Origin of the sequence: Duncaniella dubosii, from assembly GCF_004803915.1 — a bacterium.
Classification (GTDB): domain Bacteria; phylum Bacteroidota; class Bacteroidia; order Bacteroidales; family Muribaculaceae; genus Duncaniella; species Duncaniella dubosii.
In genome coordinates this window covers 1,226,820-1,241,576 of sequence record NZ_CP039396.1, presented here as the reverse complement: position 1 = coordinate 1,241,576, position 14,757 = coordinate 1,226,820, and the positions used below count along the sequence as shown (strand labels likewise).

The 14,757-nt window shown below is 48.1% G+C and carries 15 protein-coding genes and 1 pseudogene; 12 read left to right on the top strand and 4 right to left on the bottom strand.

What is annotated here, in order from left to right:
* Together E7747_RS05430 and E7747_RS05425 are read right to left on the bottom strand one after the other, a co-directional pair.
* Positions 1-429, bottom strand: coding sequence for a hypothetical protein (locus E7747_RS05430; RefSeq protein WP_136414593.1), 429 nt, complete (start codon positions 427-429; stop codon positions 1-3).
* 56 nt (positions 430-485) lie between these two features.
* Entirely contained in the window at positions 486-1,064 is a 579-nt protein-coding gene (locus E7747_RS05425; RefSeq protein ID WP_136414591.1) for a lysylphosphatidylglycerol synthase transmembrane domain-containing protein, read from the bottom strand.
* A 175-nt stretch (positions 1,065-1,239) separates the two neighbouring features.
* On the opposite strand from E7747_RS05425, the gene E7747_RS05420 reads away from it, so the two are divergent.
* The 12 genes and pseudogenes from E7747_RS05420 to E7747_RS05370 form a co-directional block, all read left to right on the top strand.
* Positions 1,240-1,794, top strand: a complete 555-nt coding sequence (locus E7747_RS05420) for a hypothetical protein (RefSeq protein WP_136414590.1) — start codon at positions 1,240-1,242, stop codon at positions 1,792-1,794.
* Positions 1,795-1,836: 42 nt separating this feature from the next.
* A complete protein-coding gene (locus E7747_RS05415; protein WP_123613771.1) occupies positions 1,837-2,538 on the top strand; it encodes a DUF4919 domain-containing protein in 702 nt (233 codons plus the stop codon).
* Positions 2,539-2,604: 66 nt separating this feature from the next.
* On the top strand, positions 2,605-4,119 hold the full coding sequence (locus tag E7747_RS05410; RefSeq protein ID WP_136414588.1) for a GH3 auxin-responsive promoter family protein: 1,515 nt from the start codon (positions 2,605-2,607) through the stop codon (positions 4,117-4,119).
* A 19-nt stretch (positions 4,120-4,138) separates the two neighbouring features.
* Positions 4,139-5,275, top strand: coding sequence for an alkaline phosphatase (locus tag E7747_RS05405; protein ID WP_136414586.1), 1,137 nt, complete (start codon positions 4,139-4,141; stop codon positions 5,273-5,275).
* Entirely contained in the window at positions 5,269-5,529 is a 261-nt protein-coding gene (locus E7747_RS05400; RefSeq protein ID WP_168185240.1) for an alkaline phosphatase, read from the top strand. Before E7747_RS05405 ends, E7747_RS05400 begins: the two co-directional genes overlap by 7 nt.
* A 169-nt stretch (positions 5,530-5,698) precedes the next feature.
* On the top strand, positions 5,699-6,802 hold the full coding sequence (gene recF, locus E7747_RS05395; RefSeq protein ID WP_136414582.1) for a DNA replication/repair protein RecF: 1,104 nt from the start codon (positions 5,699-5,701) through the stop codon (positions 6,800-6,802).
* Positions 6,799-7,089, top strand: coding sequence for a DUF721 domain-containing protein (locus E7747_RS05390; protein ID WP_123613775.1), 291 nt, complete (start codon positions 6,799-6,801; stop codon positions 7,087-7,089). The genes recF and E7747_RS05390 overlap by 4 nt, the downstream gene beginning before the upstream one ends.
* Before the next feature lie 17 nt (positions 7,090-7,106).
* Positions 7,107-7,571 carry an acyl-CoA thioesterase gene (locus E7747_RS05385; RefSeq protein WP_136414580.1) on the top strand — a complete coding sequence of 155 codons (465 nt, stop codon included), beginning with the start codon at positions 7,107-7,109 and terminating at the stop codon, positions 7,569-7,571.
* A gap of 22 nt (positions 7,572-7,593) precedes the next feature.
* On the top strand, positions 7,594-8,127 hold the full coding sequence (locus tag E7747_RS17240) for a hypothetical protein (RefSeq protein WP_262710065.1): 534 nt from the start codon (positions 7,594-7,596) through the stop codon (positions 8,125-8,127).
* Positions 8,046-8,975 (top strand): methyltransferase RsmF C-terminal domain-like protein, encoded by a 930-nt coding sequence (locus E7747_RS17235; RefSeq protein WP_262710064.1) that lies wholly within the window; start codon positions 8,046-8,048, stop codon positions 8,973-8,975. Before E7747_RS17240 ends, E7747_RS17235 begins: the two co-directional genes overlap by 82 nt.
* A gap of 20 nt (positions 8,976-8,995) precedes the next feature.
* A complete protein-coding gene (gene trmD, locus E7747_RS05375; protein ID WP_136414578.1) occupies positions 8,996-9,679 on the top strand; it encodes a tRNA (guanosine(37)-N1)-methyltransferase TrmD in 684 nt (227 codons plus the stop codon).
* Between the two features lie 100 nt (positions 9,680-9,779).
* Positions 9,780-10,676 (top strand): annotated as a pseudogene (locus E7747_RS05370) (pectinesterase family protein); the annotation flags it as partial.
* A gap of 190 nt (positions 10,677-10,866) precedes the next feature.
* On the opposite strand, the gene leuS reads toward E7747_RS05370, so the two are convergent.
* Together leuS and nadA are read right to left on the bottom strand one after the other, a co-directional pair.
* Positions 10,867-13,641, bottom strand: a complete 2,775-nt coding sequence (gene leuS, locus E7747_RS05365) for a leucine--tRNA ligase (protein WP_136414574.1) — start codon at positions 13,639-13,641, stop codon at positions 10,867-10,869.
* Between the two features lie 20 nt (positions 13,642-13,661).
* Positions 13,662-14,627 (bottom strand): quinolinate synthase NadA, encoded by a 966-nt coding sequence (gene nadA, locus E7747_RS05360; RefSeq protein ID WP_228449262.1) that lies wholly within the window; start codon positions 14,625-14,627, stop codon positions 13,662-13,664.
* Between the last annotated feature and the right edge of the window lie 130 nt (positions 14,628-14,757).

Sequence of the window (14,757 nt, the reverse complement as noted above, 5' to 3'; positions counted from 1 at the left end):
TTATTTATGTCGTTTAGATAGTGCAATACATCCGAATGTAAGCAATCCCTGTATGATAAGCACGAGAGTCTGCACTCCCATCAGCATATTTGCAAATGTCAGGGCATATTCACGTGTAAGCCCCGAAATGCCTCCTGAAAAAAGAGTTATTCCAAACATCATGGCCCACTGATAAGGGCCGATACCGCCGTTTGAAGGCACTCCCATCGAGATACTTGTAAACACGAAACATACCGCAAGGGCTGCAATTCCGTAACGCGCCATCATCTCGGCTGTCAGCGGAAAAGACAAGAAAGCACAGTATAGAGCCGTGATATACGAACCCCAGAGCAAAATTGTGTAACATAGCCAAAGTCCCTTGCCGCGCATCTTCACAATCACAGCAAAGCCCTTCCACAGACCTGCCCATATCCCCTTGATTCTCATCATGATTTTCTGCTCGGGATAACGGACAAAAATCCATACGCAGACTACAAGAGTAGCAATCAGCGCCCCCAAAGCACGGGAGATTCAAGAAGATCAAAGAGTTTTGACAGCATTCCTCCATCCTGACTGAGATAGGATCTGAGCTGTGTTCCGGCCGGAATGAAAGTAAGCAGGAGCAGAATGAACACAGCCAACGTATCAGCCAGACGGTCAGCGACCATTGATCCGAAAACAGTCGTGAAGGGTGCTTTTTCCTTATTGGCTATATAACCTGTACGCCATACTTCACCAAGACGAGGAAAGACAAGATTGACGGAATAAGTACCGAGAATACTCAGAACCAACTGCCAGAAAGACGGACGGATTCCGAGGGCACGCAATTGTATCTGCCAGCGGGCCGCACGAAAAACCTGAGCCATAATCCCGAAAAATATATTCAGTACAATCCACCTGAAATCACAATCACGCCGGATAATGTTCCACATCTTAGATGGATTAATATCTTCGTTATGAAACAATAGCCAACACAAGCCAACTGAAATAACAAGTGGCACACCGTATTTCAGCAAATATGACCCAAGACGTTTTTTAGCCGTTCCGGGACTCAACAAAGAACTATCGTCGGTCTTGCTATCCATTTTTATCAACCAAAGAAATTGCAGCGGATTTACAAAATTATCCTTCAACCTACAAATTTACATAAAAATACTTGTCATGCAAAAATCAGACCGTTACTTTAACAAACAAATTTTAAACAATAGCAATTGAAAGAAGCAACAATAAGCATAGAATCAACGTTAAAAAACTGAAAGGATGATGACATCATCAATCCCTTACACTCATATTTCAACTATACGCCTTATGGGAACTGCCGCAACTGTTATAATAGCCATCACAGTGGTGTGTATTCTTCTGCTGATAGCAGGAATAATACTAACTTTCATGTCAAGCCGTCTGGCTTGTGTAACTACATATCTCGGTCTTCTCGGCATCGGACTGACGGTAGTCAATATTTCTGCTACGCCTCTTGCATTCTGGGGAATATCCACAGGTATAGTCATGTGCCTCGAATACATGCTGCCTAAAAAGATCACATCATCGCGCCGGGGAGTAGGCTATATAGCCGGAGCAGCTCTTGCAGGAACGTTCGTAGGGCTGGCAATGTCCCATGAATGGATGATTATAGGGGCGGTAGCCGGTGCGACGCTCGGCGGTATAGCATATAGCCGTACACCGGCAGGAAGGATTATGGAATTTCCATCTTCCAAATTTTTAAACTATCTTTGTGCCAAAGGACTTCCTGCCGTGGTCACCATGTGCATGGTCGGGACTTCAGTCCTCTGGCTTGCGGCAATCCTCAATCAGTAATAATCTCCAATTCTCCCAACAAACAACAACTGTTTCTCCGATATGCGAACTCTTATCTCAATCATATTCTCACTATTCCTTATCACAGGCGCTTCTGCCCAGATAAACAAGCTCAAACGCGAAAAGCCTGATCTTGAGAAAATAAGAATGGAAACTCTCGACACTAAATCACCCTACTATTATCCAAGGCTCATGCAGGAGTTCCAACGCAACGACACGCTGATGAAGATTGACAAATACCGTCACCTTTATCTCGGCTACATTTTTCAGGAAGATTACAACCCGTATCGCTCATCGCAGCGCGACATACACTACAACGTACTTAACCGTTCATCAAAACTCACACGTCAGGAGTGCGACTCTGTGATAGCTTATGCCGAAAAGGCTCTCGCCGACAATCCATTCAATCTCGGAGAAATGGTGATGCTAATAAACGCTCTCCGCGAAAAAGGCAAAACCAATCTTGCAAATATATGGCAATATAAACTCAACTATCTCCTTATGGCCATCGTGTCGACCGGAACAGGCGAGGATGAAGAAAACGCATGGTATGTCATAGAACCTCAACACGAATATGTATTGCTCAACATGATGGACTATACTGTCGCTGACCACGTGTTCTACGATCCGTCATACGAATATATAACGGTCAAAGACTCAGAAGGTAAGCCTAAAGGCGGATTTTATTTCAACATAGGGCCGTTGCTGAAGGAATATTATCGGAAACATCCCGACGAACTTTAGTCTTACTGCAGACGAATACCAAACCGGCCACTAATCTATCAATCCTTAACGATAAAAACTCACGAAATGGACTTCACACCCTTTGCACGTGCGCTGTTTGGCAGGCGTGTCAACGCTTCCCGGTCATGGACAGGCCACACGCGGGAGGTACAGCTATCAGAACTTGAACGGCTGCTAAGCTCCCTAAGAAAAACAAAGTGGGCAGCCGGGAAGGGACTCTCTGAAGTGAGAACATACGACGAGTACCGTACGGCATTGCCGGCAACTGTCCCCTATTCGGAGCTACGTCCTTGGATTATGAGAATGATCGAGGGAGAGAAAGATGTCTTATGGCCCGGAACGACCCGCAATTTCGCACAATCATCCGGCACATCCGACGGAAAAAGCAAATATATCCCGGTAACACGTGAGTCATTTGCAAGATCGCACTACAAAGGCGGAGCAGACGTGGTGGCTCATTATCTCAGTCTCTACCCCGACAGCCGCATATTTTCAGGTAAGAGTTTCATTCTCGGCGGCAGTTTTGCCAACGAGCTTAATCTCAGAGCGGGTGTAAAAGTCGGTGATCTTTCAGCCAACCTCATTGACAATATAAATCCTGTCGCCAACCTATTCCGTATTCCGTCGAAGCAGGTGGCGCTTCTCGAAGACTGGTCCGTAAAACTCCCCGCTTTGGTCAAAGCTGCGGCGGCCAAGAACATAACTAACATATCCGGAGTCCCGTCGTGGTTTCTCACAGTCCTGAAACAGATTATCGCACAGGAAGGTGTCTCAAGCATCCATGATGTCTGGCCGAATCTCGAAGTCTTTTTTCACGGAGGCATCTCAATGGGACCGTATCATGAGCAATATAGCCACATCACATCTCCGAAGATGAGGTATCTTGAATGTTACAACGCCTCGGAGGGCTTCTTTGCACTTCAGAATGCCATCGACGACCCATCGCTCCTCTTATTGCTCGATTGCGGGACGTTCTTTGAATTTATCCATGTCGACGATGCCGAAAGCGACCGGCCCGAAATCATACCGTCATGGGAGGTTGAGGAAGGTGAGAACTATGCAATGGTCATCAGTTCATGCAACGGCCTATGGCGCTATCCGATAGGCGATACCGTCAGAATAGAATCGGCCAATCCTCTTAAAATCACTATCTCAGGACGCACCAAAAGCTATATCAACGCATTTGGTGAGGAACTTATGGTACAGAATGCAGAGGCGGCTCTGACTAAAGTGTGCCGGGAACTTGACTGCGATATTGCAAACTATACGGCAGCTCCGGTCTATGCCTCAGACCATTCACGCGGACGGCACGAATGGCTCATTGAATTCAACCGCGAACCCGTGTCAATGAATGAGTTCGCGTCAAAACTCGATATTGCCTTGCAACATGAGAACAGCGATTATGAGGCCAAACGTAGCCACGGCATATTTCTTGATCCGCTGACAGTTGTTAAAGGCCGACCCGGGGTGTTCGAGGCATGGCTTGCTTCGACAGGCAAGCTCGGAGGCCAGCGCAAAGTGCCACGGCTGTCAAATTCCCGCCATCCGATTGACGAAATTCTAAAATTCAACAATATTTAAATTTAATCATTACCGACTGATGAAACACAGATTTATTTCAGCCCTTGCGTCAGTTCTCGTCGCAGGTTCACTGTTCGCCAACTCACCGAAATACATATTCTACTATATCGGTGACGGCATGGGTATGGGACAGGTGATGGGAGCGGAAGCCTACAACCGCACCGTACTCGGCAATAACGACCATCTGCTGATGATGCAATTCCCTGTCTCAGCCGTATCTACAACATTTTCGGCATCCTCACCTGTCACTGATTCCGCAGCTGCCGGAACTGCTCTTGCAACAGGCAATAAAACAAACAACGGAATGCTCGGAATGACCCCTGACTCCACTTCTGTCACCTCTATTGCCAAGACTCTTTTCGATGACGGATATGGAATAGGTCTTGTCACCTCAGTCTATCCCGATGACGCAACGCCGGGAGCATTCTATACGCATGTCCCATCACGTTCAATGTACTATGAAATCGGAAAGGATGCCGCCTCATGCGGATATGATTTTATCGGAGGTTCGAATCTTCGTGGAATAAAAAACAAAAAGACCGGTGAAAAAACAGATCTCATGGACATATTTGCTGAAAACAATGTCCGTGTCATCCGTGGGACTGAGGGATTCGACACAATCACTTCACGCCGTGTACTCATGCTTTCTCCATTCGAAGACCGTACTTCAAACATAGGTTATACCATCGACTCCATTCCCGGCGCACTCACTCTCCCGGCAATGACCGAAGCTTGCATAAAGCATCTCGAACGCAACGGCCGTGACCGCTTCTTCATGATGGTCGAAGGCGGTAATATCGATCATGCCGGACATGCCAACGACGGCGGGACAATCATTAAGGAAGTGCTTAATTTTCAAGAGGCTCTCAAAATTGCCTACGATTTCTATCTCGCTCACCCCGACGAGACTCTTATAGTCGTGACTGCCGACCATGAGACAGGCGGTATGGGCTCGGAAACAATGCCGTCGGCTATGACCTCCATCTCAACTACTACGACTATCAGAAGATTTCAAAGGATGAATTTTCTGACTATTGCCGAAGTCTCGCCCGCAGTCGCCGTGCCTACCGTTGGGACGACATGGAAGAATTCCTCAAAGATAAACTCGGATTCTGGTCACATGTCCCTGTCACACCTGAACAGACCGCCATGTTAAAGGAGGATTTCGAACGCTGCATTCTCAACCAAAGCGGATCTGACCAGAAAACGCTCTACAAGAATTTTGACGAATTCACAGTCAAGGTGTTCAGAGTGCTCGACAGCTTTACCGGTCTCGGATGGACCACCAATGGCCACAGCGGAGGACTCGTACCTGTCTACGCAGTCGGCGTGGGAGCTGAGAAATTCGCATCATTCAACGATAACACAGACCTTCCCAAAATAATCATGGAAATCGTCAACGGGAAATAATCAACTCACATAGCTAATTATTAAATATCCATATTTGAGATACAAAAATTACAGATTTACTTCCGTAATAAATAAAAGCGGACTGTAAATCTGTAATTTTTGTTATTTCTGAATTTTTAGGTTCTATTTTTATATCCGTCACGCGGAAAATGAGTATTTTTGTAGCAATATGAGGCTGGAGGAACTATCACTTACCAATTTTAAGAACATACCTGAAGCCCGGCTGGAGTTTTCGGGTAAAGTCAACTGTTTTCTTGGCAACAACGGCATGGGCAAAAGCAACATGCTCGATGCCATATATTTTCTCAGCTTCTGCAAAAGCTTTTCGCGAGTGCCTGATAAAATGCTTATCAGACGTGATGAAGATTTTGCAATCGCGCGCGGGCGCTACGTCCGCAAAGGCATTGACGAAGAACTGGTCCTCGGACTCTCCTCATCGCGTCGGAAGACCCTCAAACGCGGAGGGAAAGAATATGACCGCCTTAGCTCACACATAGGCTGCTTTCCTCTCGTGATGGTAGCACCACAGGATATTGACCTTATACGCGAAAGCGGAGAGGAACGCCGTCACTGGATGGATGTTGTAATCTCGCAGAGCGACCCGATATATCTTGACAATCTTATCCGATATACCCGCGCTCTCGAACAACGCAATAAACTCTTGCGTGAAGGCGTGGTAGATGCCAATCTCTACGCTGCCGTCGAGATAGTCATGGACATGTCGGCAAGCTATATCCATGAGGTGCGCAGAGAACGTATAGCCGCCCTGACCGAAATTTTCGACCGTTACTACAAGGCAATCGCCGGAAGCTCAGAGACTGTGACGCTCAGTTATCAGAGCGGACTTAACCGTGAGGGTGCGACAATGCAGACACTTCTTGACGAAGCACGCCGGCATGACGAGATTGTGAAACACACCTCGGTCGGCATTCACCGCGACGATATAGGCATGGAACTTGAAGGAATGCCTATGAGACGAATAGGTTCACAGGGGCAATGCAAGACATTCACCATAGCTTTGCGCCTCGCACAATACGATTTCCTCCATTCTGCAACAGGTATGCGCCCAATATTACTGCTCGACGACATATTCGACAAACTCGATGCCTCGCGTGTCGAACGGATAATGGAACTTGTCACCTCCGATTCATTCGGCCAGATATTCATAACCGATACCAACCGCACACATCTCGACGAAATAATGCACCGCACAGGCGGCGACTACCGCATGTGGAGTGTCGAAAACGGTATTTTCACCCCGACAGAATCATGAAACGTACCTATCCCAAACATATAGCCGGAATAATCGACGAAGCTATGGCACGCGCAGGTCTGACCGATTCTCTCAACGAACAGCGTGCGGCTGCTGCGTGGGTCGACGTTGTTGGGCCGTCAATAAACCGCTATACCACACGCCGTTTCGTGGATCATGGCGTGCTCCATGTCTACATGACTTCAGCACCTCTCAAAAACGAACTCTCCTTCAATCGCGACAGACTTATATCGGCTATCAACCGTATGGTAGGTGCCGATGTTATCAATGATGTTCAGTTTCACTAATTTCATTAATCATAACAATGAGCACAAACCGATGTGAAGCAGGTATCGAGACATTCCGACACCACATGCCTCTCCAGATGAGATTCAATGACATTGATATGCTTGGCCATCTCAACAACAGCGTCTACCTGACCTTTATGGATCTTGCAAAAGCCCGTTATTTCAAGGCCGTCAACGGCGACAAGGAAGTCGATATACGTAAGATGGGGGTGGTGATTGTCAATATTAACGCCAATTTCTGTGTCCCGACATTTTTTAATGAGGAAATCGCAGTCGAGACAGCGGCCGTGGCTATCGGCGAAAAAAGCATAACCCTCGAACAACGCATCTATTCCGTTCCTGACCATCAGGTCAAATGCTCCTGTCGCACCATCATGGCCGGATTCGATATAAAGACCAACACATCAATGCCGATTTCAGAGGAATGGGTTAAAAAATTCGAGTCATACGAAGGCCGTCAACTGGTAAAACTTAAAAAATAAGCTATCCAATAACACTGTTCTTATGCCTTCACGCATTCTACCTGAACAATTTCTTGCAATTCTTGCCGATCTTGGTCTTGACGAGCTAAAGGCTGCTCTCACCGAAGGTGAACCATGCACGTCAGTGAGGCTCAACGTCATCAAGAATGTAACCGAGGAAGATATCCTGTTTAAAGGAAGCAGAATTCCTTGGTGTGAAGCCGGATTGTATCTTGACCAACGCCCGCGATTCACATTTGACCCTGCCTTACATCAGGGATGCTACTACGTTCAGGAGGCTTCATCGATGTTTCACGGCTACATTGTGAAAAAAATGTTCGGTAATGCCGGTTCTCCTGTCCGCGTCCTTGATTCGTGTGCTGCCCCCGGAGGCAAAACGACAGGTGTCATTGACTCACTACCGGCCGGCTCACTGGTGGTGGCAAATGAATATGTTCCCTCGCGGGCTGCTGTGCTGCGTGAGAATCTTATAAAATGGTCCTATCCGTCGTGTGTCGTAACCCGGGAGACACAGCTGCATTCCGCCGTCTCAAAGATACTTTCGACCTCATCGTAGCCGATGTCCCATGTTCGGGAGAAGGTATGATGAGAAAAGATGCCGATGCCATATCGCAATGGTCGGCAGGTCTGATCCACGAATGCACCGAACGCCAATGGGATATAGTCAACAATCTTTGGTCATCCCTGAAACCGGGCGGAATCATGATTTACAGCACATGCACCTTCAACCGCAGCGAGAATGAAGAAATGGTCGAAAGAATCATCAATGAGTTCGGAGCTGAAAGCATCGCTATTGACATTGCCCCCGAATGGGGGATAGCCGGCGGAATAGGTACAGATGCAAACTGCTACCGTTTTATGCCACATCGTCTTCGCGGCGAGGGACTTTTTGTCGCAATACTCCGCAAGCCCGGCGAAATGCGCTGTGAAAGACAGAAAGGCAAAAACAAGACAAAAAACGCCAAATCCACACCGCAGCTCACGTCTGCCAAATCATGGCTGACAGACGAAGCCGCCGCAGAGATGGAAATATATGCTGATGAGGACCGCATCAATGCTTTTCCAAGTCTGCATGCCGACACTCTCCGAAAAATAAAAAAAGAGCTTGATGTCATCCACGAAGGAATACTTATGGGCAATGTCAAAGGCCGCGACCTCATCCCTTCGCAATCACTGGCATTATCACCTTGTCTGCGTAAAGATGCCTTCCCTACAGTAGAAATCGACAGTCAGACAGCCATTTCCCATCTTTCTGGTGATGCCATCACACTTCCTGACGGCACTCCGCGCGGATTCATCCTGCTCACCCACCGAGACCGTCCACTCGGCTTCGTCAAGAACATCGGCAACCGTTCCAATAACCTCTATCCAACACCTTGGCGCATCAAATCAAAGATTAACTGAATCAAACGATAGATTGAAATATGAGAATCGATATCCTCACCGTACTCCCCGAGATGATTGAATCTCCCCTTAACTGTTCGATATTAAAGCGCGCACAGGACAAGGGTCTGGCTGAAATCGTGGTTCACAATCTCCGTGAATACACAACCAACAAACATCGCAAAGTCGACGACTATCCTTTCGGTGGAGAGGCCGGAATGGTTATGCAGATTGAACCCGTCGACCGTGCCATTGCCGACCTGAAATCGCAGCGCGACTATGACGAGGTAATTTTCACATCACCTGATGGCGAACAGTTTGACCAGCCGATGGCCAATTACCTATCTCTTGCACAAAATCTTATTATACTCTGCGGTCACTACAAAGGAATCGACTACCGCATACGCGAACACCTGATTACAAAGGAAATCTCTATCGGAGACTATGTGCTGACAGGCGGAGAAATTCCTGCAGTAGTCATCGCCGATGCCGTTATCAGACTGATTCCCGGCGCTATAGGCGACGAACAGAGTGCCCTTAGTGATTCCTATCAGGACAATCTCCTCGCTCCGCCGGTCTACACTCGTCCGGCAGAATACAAAGGATGGCGCGTCCCCGACATACTCCTGTCAGGTCACAAGGCCAAGATTGACGACTGGAAGCACGAACAGGCTCTCGAACGCACACGCCGCCTCCGTCCCGACCTCCTCAAAGGTATCGAATAACTTATAAACAATATTTTTAACCTTACTTCATCCCATGTTAAGAAAATCATTATCCCTACTGATGCTTCTCGTAAGCATCGTTTCCGCCTGTGCAACCGAACGCAAATATGATTTTGTAGTAGCTCAGGACGGCAGCGGCGACTTCACAACCATACAGGAGGCAATAAACGCAGTGCCTGATTTCCGGAAGGCTAACCGTACGAACATACTCATCAAAAAGGGCAGCTACAAGGAAAAACTTATCATTCCTGAATGCAAGATCAATCTTACTCTCACAGGAGAAGACGGTGCGGTCATCACTTACGATGACTATGCCTCGAAACCCAATCGTTTCGGCGAGGAAAAATCGACCTCAGGCTCTGCATCATGCTATATCTATGCACCCGATTTCATCGCTGAGAACCTCACTTTCGAAAACAGCTCCGGACCTGTAGGGCAGGCTGTGGCATGCTTTGTCAGCGGCGACCGTGCAATCTTTCGTAAATGCCGTTTCCTCGGCTGTCAGGACACTCTTTACACCTACGGCTATCCTACACGTCAATACTACGAGGACTGCTACATAGAGGGCACTGTAGACTTTATTTTCGGTAAGGCGACAGCTGTCTTCAACCGCTGTCAGATCCACAGCCGTGGAAAAGGATATGTGACAGCTCCCGCAACCCCCGAAGACAGCAAATATGGCTATGTGTTCCACGACTGCAAGCTGACCGCTGAAAATGGAGTGACAAACGTGCCTCTTTCGCGCCCGTGGAGACCATACGCACAGGCTATATTCATCAATTGTGAGTTAGGCAAGCACATCTCACCCGCAGGCTGGAACAACTGGGGCAAGGAATCCAACGAAAAGACTGTCACTTACGCCGAATACAACAGCACAGGCGAGGGTGCAAACCCATCGGCCCGCGTATCATACTCACGTCAGCTCTCCGACCCGACACCATACGCAATAACCACCGTCCTCGCCGGCGAGGACGGCTGGAATCCACTGGAACTCTAATACATATCGTGCCCTCAGAGAATCGTGCTTTGATTCTCGTTAATAAAGGGTATAGGAATAAAGGGTACAAAAATTCAGAAATGCCATAAATTACATACACTTATTATTAGTTTCAGGCTAATAAAAATATGTAATTTATGGCATTTCTGAATTTTTGTACCCTTTACCTGTCTTTCGTCAGGTTAATATATTATCCGATTACTATATTGACAATCTTGTTGGGGACGACGATTATCTTGCGGACAGTCTTTCCGTCAAGCCACTTGGCCGAGGATTCGTGTGAGAGCGCGAGTTTCTCTACTTCTTCCTTGGGCATATCGGCAGGTACCTGAATGGTGAAACGAGCCTTACCGTTGAAAGAAACGGCATAATTGGCAGTGTTCTCTTTCAGATATTCCTCATTCCATTCCGGCCACTTAGCATCGTTGACAGTAGTGTCGTGACCGAGAGCGCTGTGCCAGAGCTCTTCTGCTACGTGGGGAGCAAACGGAGCAAGGAGTATTACAAGCGGTTCAAGAACCTCGCGACTGTGGCATTTGAGCGAAGAAAGTTCGTTGACACAGATCATGAAAGCTGCGACAGATGTGTTGTAAGAGAAATTCTCAATGTCGCCTGTAACTTTCTTGATAAGCTTGTGGACGGCCTTGAGTGCATCGGGAGAAGCCTTGCTATCGTCCACGAGGCAGCTATCGCCCTTGTAGAAAAGTCCCCACAGTTTCTTTATAAAGCGGTTCACGCCGTCGATACCGTTTGTATCCCAAGGCTTGCTCTGCTCGATAGGGCCGAGGAACATCTCATAGAGACGCAATGTGTCAGCGCCGTAACGCTCCACGATATCATCGGGATTGACAACATTGAACATAGATTTCGACATTTTTTCAACAGCCCATCCACAGATGTACTTGCCGTCTTCGAGTATAAACTCCGCATCCTTGAATTCAGGACGCCATGCACGGAAAGCATCGAGGTCAAGCACATCGTTGCTGACACGGTTAACGTCGACACGGATAGGTGTGGTGTCATACTGATCCTTGAGACCGAGCGAAACGAATGTATTGGTATCCTTTATGCGGTACACGAAGTTTGTACGGCCCTGAATCATACCTTGGTTGATAAGCTTCTTGAAAGGCTCGTGTTCCACGACATAGCCGAGATCATAGAGGAACTTGTTCCAGAAACGCGAATAGATGAGGTGGCCGGTAGCATGCTCTGTTCCTCCGATATAGAGGTCAACATTACGCCAGTATTCATCAGCTTCCTTCGATACGAGAGCCTCGTTGTTGTCGGGATCCATGTAGCGGAGATAATATGCCGACGAGCCGGCGAAACCGGGCATTGTGTTAAGTTCGATAGGATATCCATCGGGTGTCACCCAGTTTTTAGCGCGTCCTAACGGCGGTTCGCCTGTTTCTGTTGGAAGATACTTATCAACTTCAGGAAGAAGGACAGGAAGAGCCGATTCGTCCATCAGATGAGGTATGCCGTCCTTGTAATACACAGGGAAAGGCTCTCCCCAATAACGCTGACGGCTGAAAATAGCATCGCGCAGACGATAATTGACTTTCACTTTGCCGATTCCCTTCTCTGCAATATACTTCTTCGTTGCGGCGATAGCTTCAGGCACTTCAAGACCGTTGAGCGAGAAGTCCGCTGAAGCTGAGTTGATCATCTTGCCGCTCTTCGCCTCGAAACTCTGTTCTGAAACATCACATCCCTCTATAAGAGGTATAATAGGAAGATTGAAATGACGGGCGAAAGCATAGTCGCGGCTATCGTGGGCAGGTACAGCCATGATAGCTCCGGTTCCGTAGCCGGCAAGTACATAATCACTGATCCAGATGGGTATTTCCTTGCCCGTAAGCGGATTCACGGCATAACTGCCTGTAAACACACCTGACACCTTCTTGTCGATCATGCGTTCACGCTCGGTCTTGTGCTTGATGCTTTCGAGATATTCATCGACAGCCTTACGCTGTTCGGGAGTGGTCACCATGTCGACATATTCGCTTTCGGGTGCCATGACCATGAAAGTCACACCGAATACGGTGTCTGCGCGGGTAGTGAATATTTCAAGCTCGATGTCAGAGCCTACAATCGGGAAGCGCATCTCAGCGCCCTCGGAGCGTCCGATCCAGTTGCGCTGGGTCTCCTTGAGCGAATCGGTCCAGTCAAGATCGTCAAGACCGTCAAGCAGACGCTGTGCGTATGCTGAGACACGGAGACACCATTGATACATCAGTTTCTGTTCAACAGGATAGCCGCCTCGGATTGAAAGCCCCTCGCTGACTTCATCGTTGGCAAGCACTGTTCCGAGCTGCGGACACCAGTTGACCATCGTATTGCCAAGATAGGCGATGCGATAGTTCATGAGCACATCGCTTTTCTCTTTTTCCGACATAGCCTTCCACTGGTCGGCTGTGAAATCGAGTTCCTCTGAGCAGGCTGCGTGGATTCCCTTGCTGCCATCCTTTTCGAAATGTTCCACGAGCTTGGCAATGGGCTGAGCCTTGTTAAGCTCGGTGTCATAGTAGCTTTCGACCATCTTCATGAAAGCCCACTGAGTCCATTTGTAGAACTTGGGATCACATGTGCGCACCTCACGGTCCCAGTCATAGCAGAAACCGATGCGGTCGAGCTGCTGACGATAGCGCGCGATATTTTCTGTGGTGGTCTTTTCGGGATGCTGTCCGGTCTGGATCGCATATTGCTCGGCGGGCAGACCGTAGGCATCATAACCCATCGGGTGGAGAACGTTGAATCCACGGAGACGTTTGTAACGCGAATAGATGTCAGACGCGATGTAGCCTAAGGGATGACCGACATGCAGACCTGCGCCTGAAGGGTAGGGGAACATGTCGAGCACATAGTATTTCGGGCGCGACTGATCAATTGAGGTCTTGTAGACCTTATTGTCACGCCAGTAATTCTGCCAACGTGACTCGATGTCTTTATGATTGTATTCCATGATTGCGTGGATAATGATGGTTAGCTGAGCTGAAGCATCCGGGTGATCGGTTTGCGGGCTTCGTCAATGATGCTCTCGTCGACGTGAACCTCAGGCTGCTCGTAGACAAGCGTATTGTAGAGCTTCTCAAGAGTATTGAGCTTCATGAACGAACAGTCGTTGCAGGCACAGGTCGAATCGTTGGGCGGAGCAGGGATGAATGTTTTCTCAGGACAACGGCGGCGCATTTCATGCAGAATGCCGCTTTCGGTGGCAACTATAAAATTCATCGGCATCATCGTTGACCGCATATTCGAGCAACACGGCTGTCGAGCCGAGTTTATCGGCCACGAGCCGGATAGGCTTCGGACATTCCGGGTGAACGAGAATCTTCGCCTGCGGATGTTCTTTTTTAAGTTCAAGAATCTTTTCGAGCGAGAACTGTTCGTGGACATGGCAAGCGCCCTCCAAAGCAACATCTCGCGTCCGGTCTGCGAATTGATGTAATTGCCGAGATTACGGTCTGGACCGAAGATGATTTTTTCATCGGCCGGAAGCGACGAGACAACCTTCATCGCATTGCCCGAAGTCACGACTATATCCGTGAGAGCCTTCACCGCCGCAGAGGTGTTGACATAGCTGACTACGGTGTGGTCGGGATGAGACCTGACAAACTTTTCGAACTCGTCGGCGGGGCAGCTGTCGGCAAGCGAACATCCGGCATTGAGGTCGGGAACAAGCACCTTTTTTCCGGGGCAGAGAATCTTAACAGTCTCTCCCATGAAGTGGACTCCACACATAACTATTATGTCATTGTCGAGCGTCTCGGCAATCCGTGCGAGAGCAAGGGAGTCGCCGACGAAATCGGCCAGATCCTGAATCTCTCCAACCGTGTAGTAGTGGGCCAGAATTGCTGCATTCTTTTCCTCCTTCAATTTCCTGATTTCGGCGGGGAGGTCAAGACCGGCTTTGACCGGGACATCTACAAACCCGTTTTCAACATTCATTTATTTCTATGTTTTATTTTGTGGAAAAAATTTTTTATCAAAACTTCTAAAGAGTAAATATAGTTGATGTTAATAAGCTTGATAACTTTTAAGCCATTTTCTTGCTATTATGGGTTATTGATGTCTGACT

Coding starts and splice junctions, on each gene's coding strand:
- E7747_RS05430 (WP_136414593.1), bottom strand. CDS start 429: ATGATGAGAATCAAGGGGATATGGGCAGGTCTGTGGAAGGGCTTTGCT.
- E7747_RS05425 (WP_136414591.1), bottom strand. CDS start 1,064: ATGGATAGCAAGACCGACGATAGTTCTTTGTTGAGTCCCGGAACGGCT.
- E7747_RS05420 (WP_136414590.1), top strand. CDS start 1,240: ATGATGACATCATCAATCCCTTACACTCATATTTCAACTATACGCCTT.
- E7747_RS05415 (WP_123613771.1), top strand. CDS start 1,837: ATGCGAACTCTTATCTCAATCATATTCTCACTATTCCTTATCACAGGC.
- E7747_RS05410 (WP_136414588.1), top strand. CDS start 2,605: ATGGACTTCACACCCTTTGCACGTGCGCTGTTTGGCAGGCGTGTCAAC.
- E7747_RS05405 (WP_136414586.1), top strand. CDS start 4,139: ATGAAACACAGATTTATTTCAGCCCTTGCGTCAGTTCTCGTCGCAGGT.
- E7747_RS05400 (WP_168185240.1), top strand. CDS start 5,269: ATGTTAAAGGAGGATTTCGAACGCTGCATTCTCAACCAAAGCGGATCT.
- recF (WP_136414582.1), top strand. CDS start 5,699: ATGAGGCTGGAGGAACTATCACTTACCAATTTTAAGAACATACCTGAA.
- E7747_RS05390 (WP_123613775.1), top strand. CDS start 6,799: ATGAAACGTACCTATCCCAAACATATAGCCGGAATAATCGACGAAGCT.
- E7747_RS05385 (WP_136414580.1), top strand. CDS start 7,107: ATGAGCACAAACCGATGTGAAGCAGGTATCGAGACATTCCGACACCAC.
- E7747_RS17240 (WP_262710065.1), top strand. CDS start 7,594: ATGCCTTCACGCATTCTACCTGAACAATTTCTTGCAATTCTTGCCGAT.
- E7747_RS17235 (WP_262710064.1), top strand. CDS start 8,046: ATGGTCCTATCCGTCGTGTGTCGTAACCCGGGAGACACAGCTGCATTC.
- trmD (WP_136414578.1), top strand. CDS start 8,996: ATGAGAATCGATATCCTCACCGTACTCCCCGAGATGATTGAATCTCCC.
- leuS (WP_136414574.1), bottom strand. CDS start 13,641: ATGGAATACAATCATAAAGACATCGAGTCACGTTGGCAGAATTACTGG.
- nadA (WP_228449262.1), bottom strand. CDS start 14,627: ATGAATGTTGAAAACGGGTTTGTAGATGTCCCGGTCAAAGCCGGTCTT.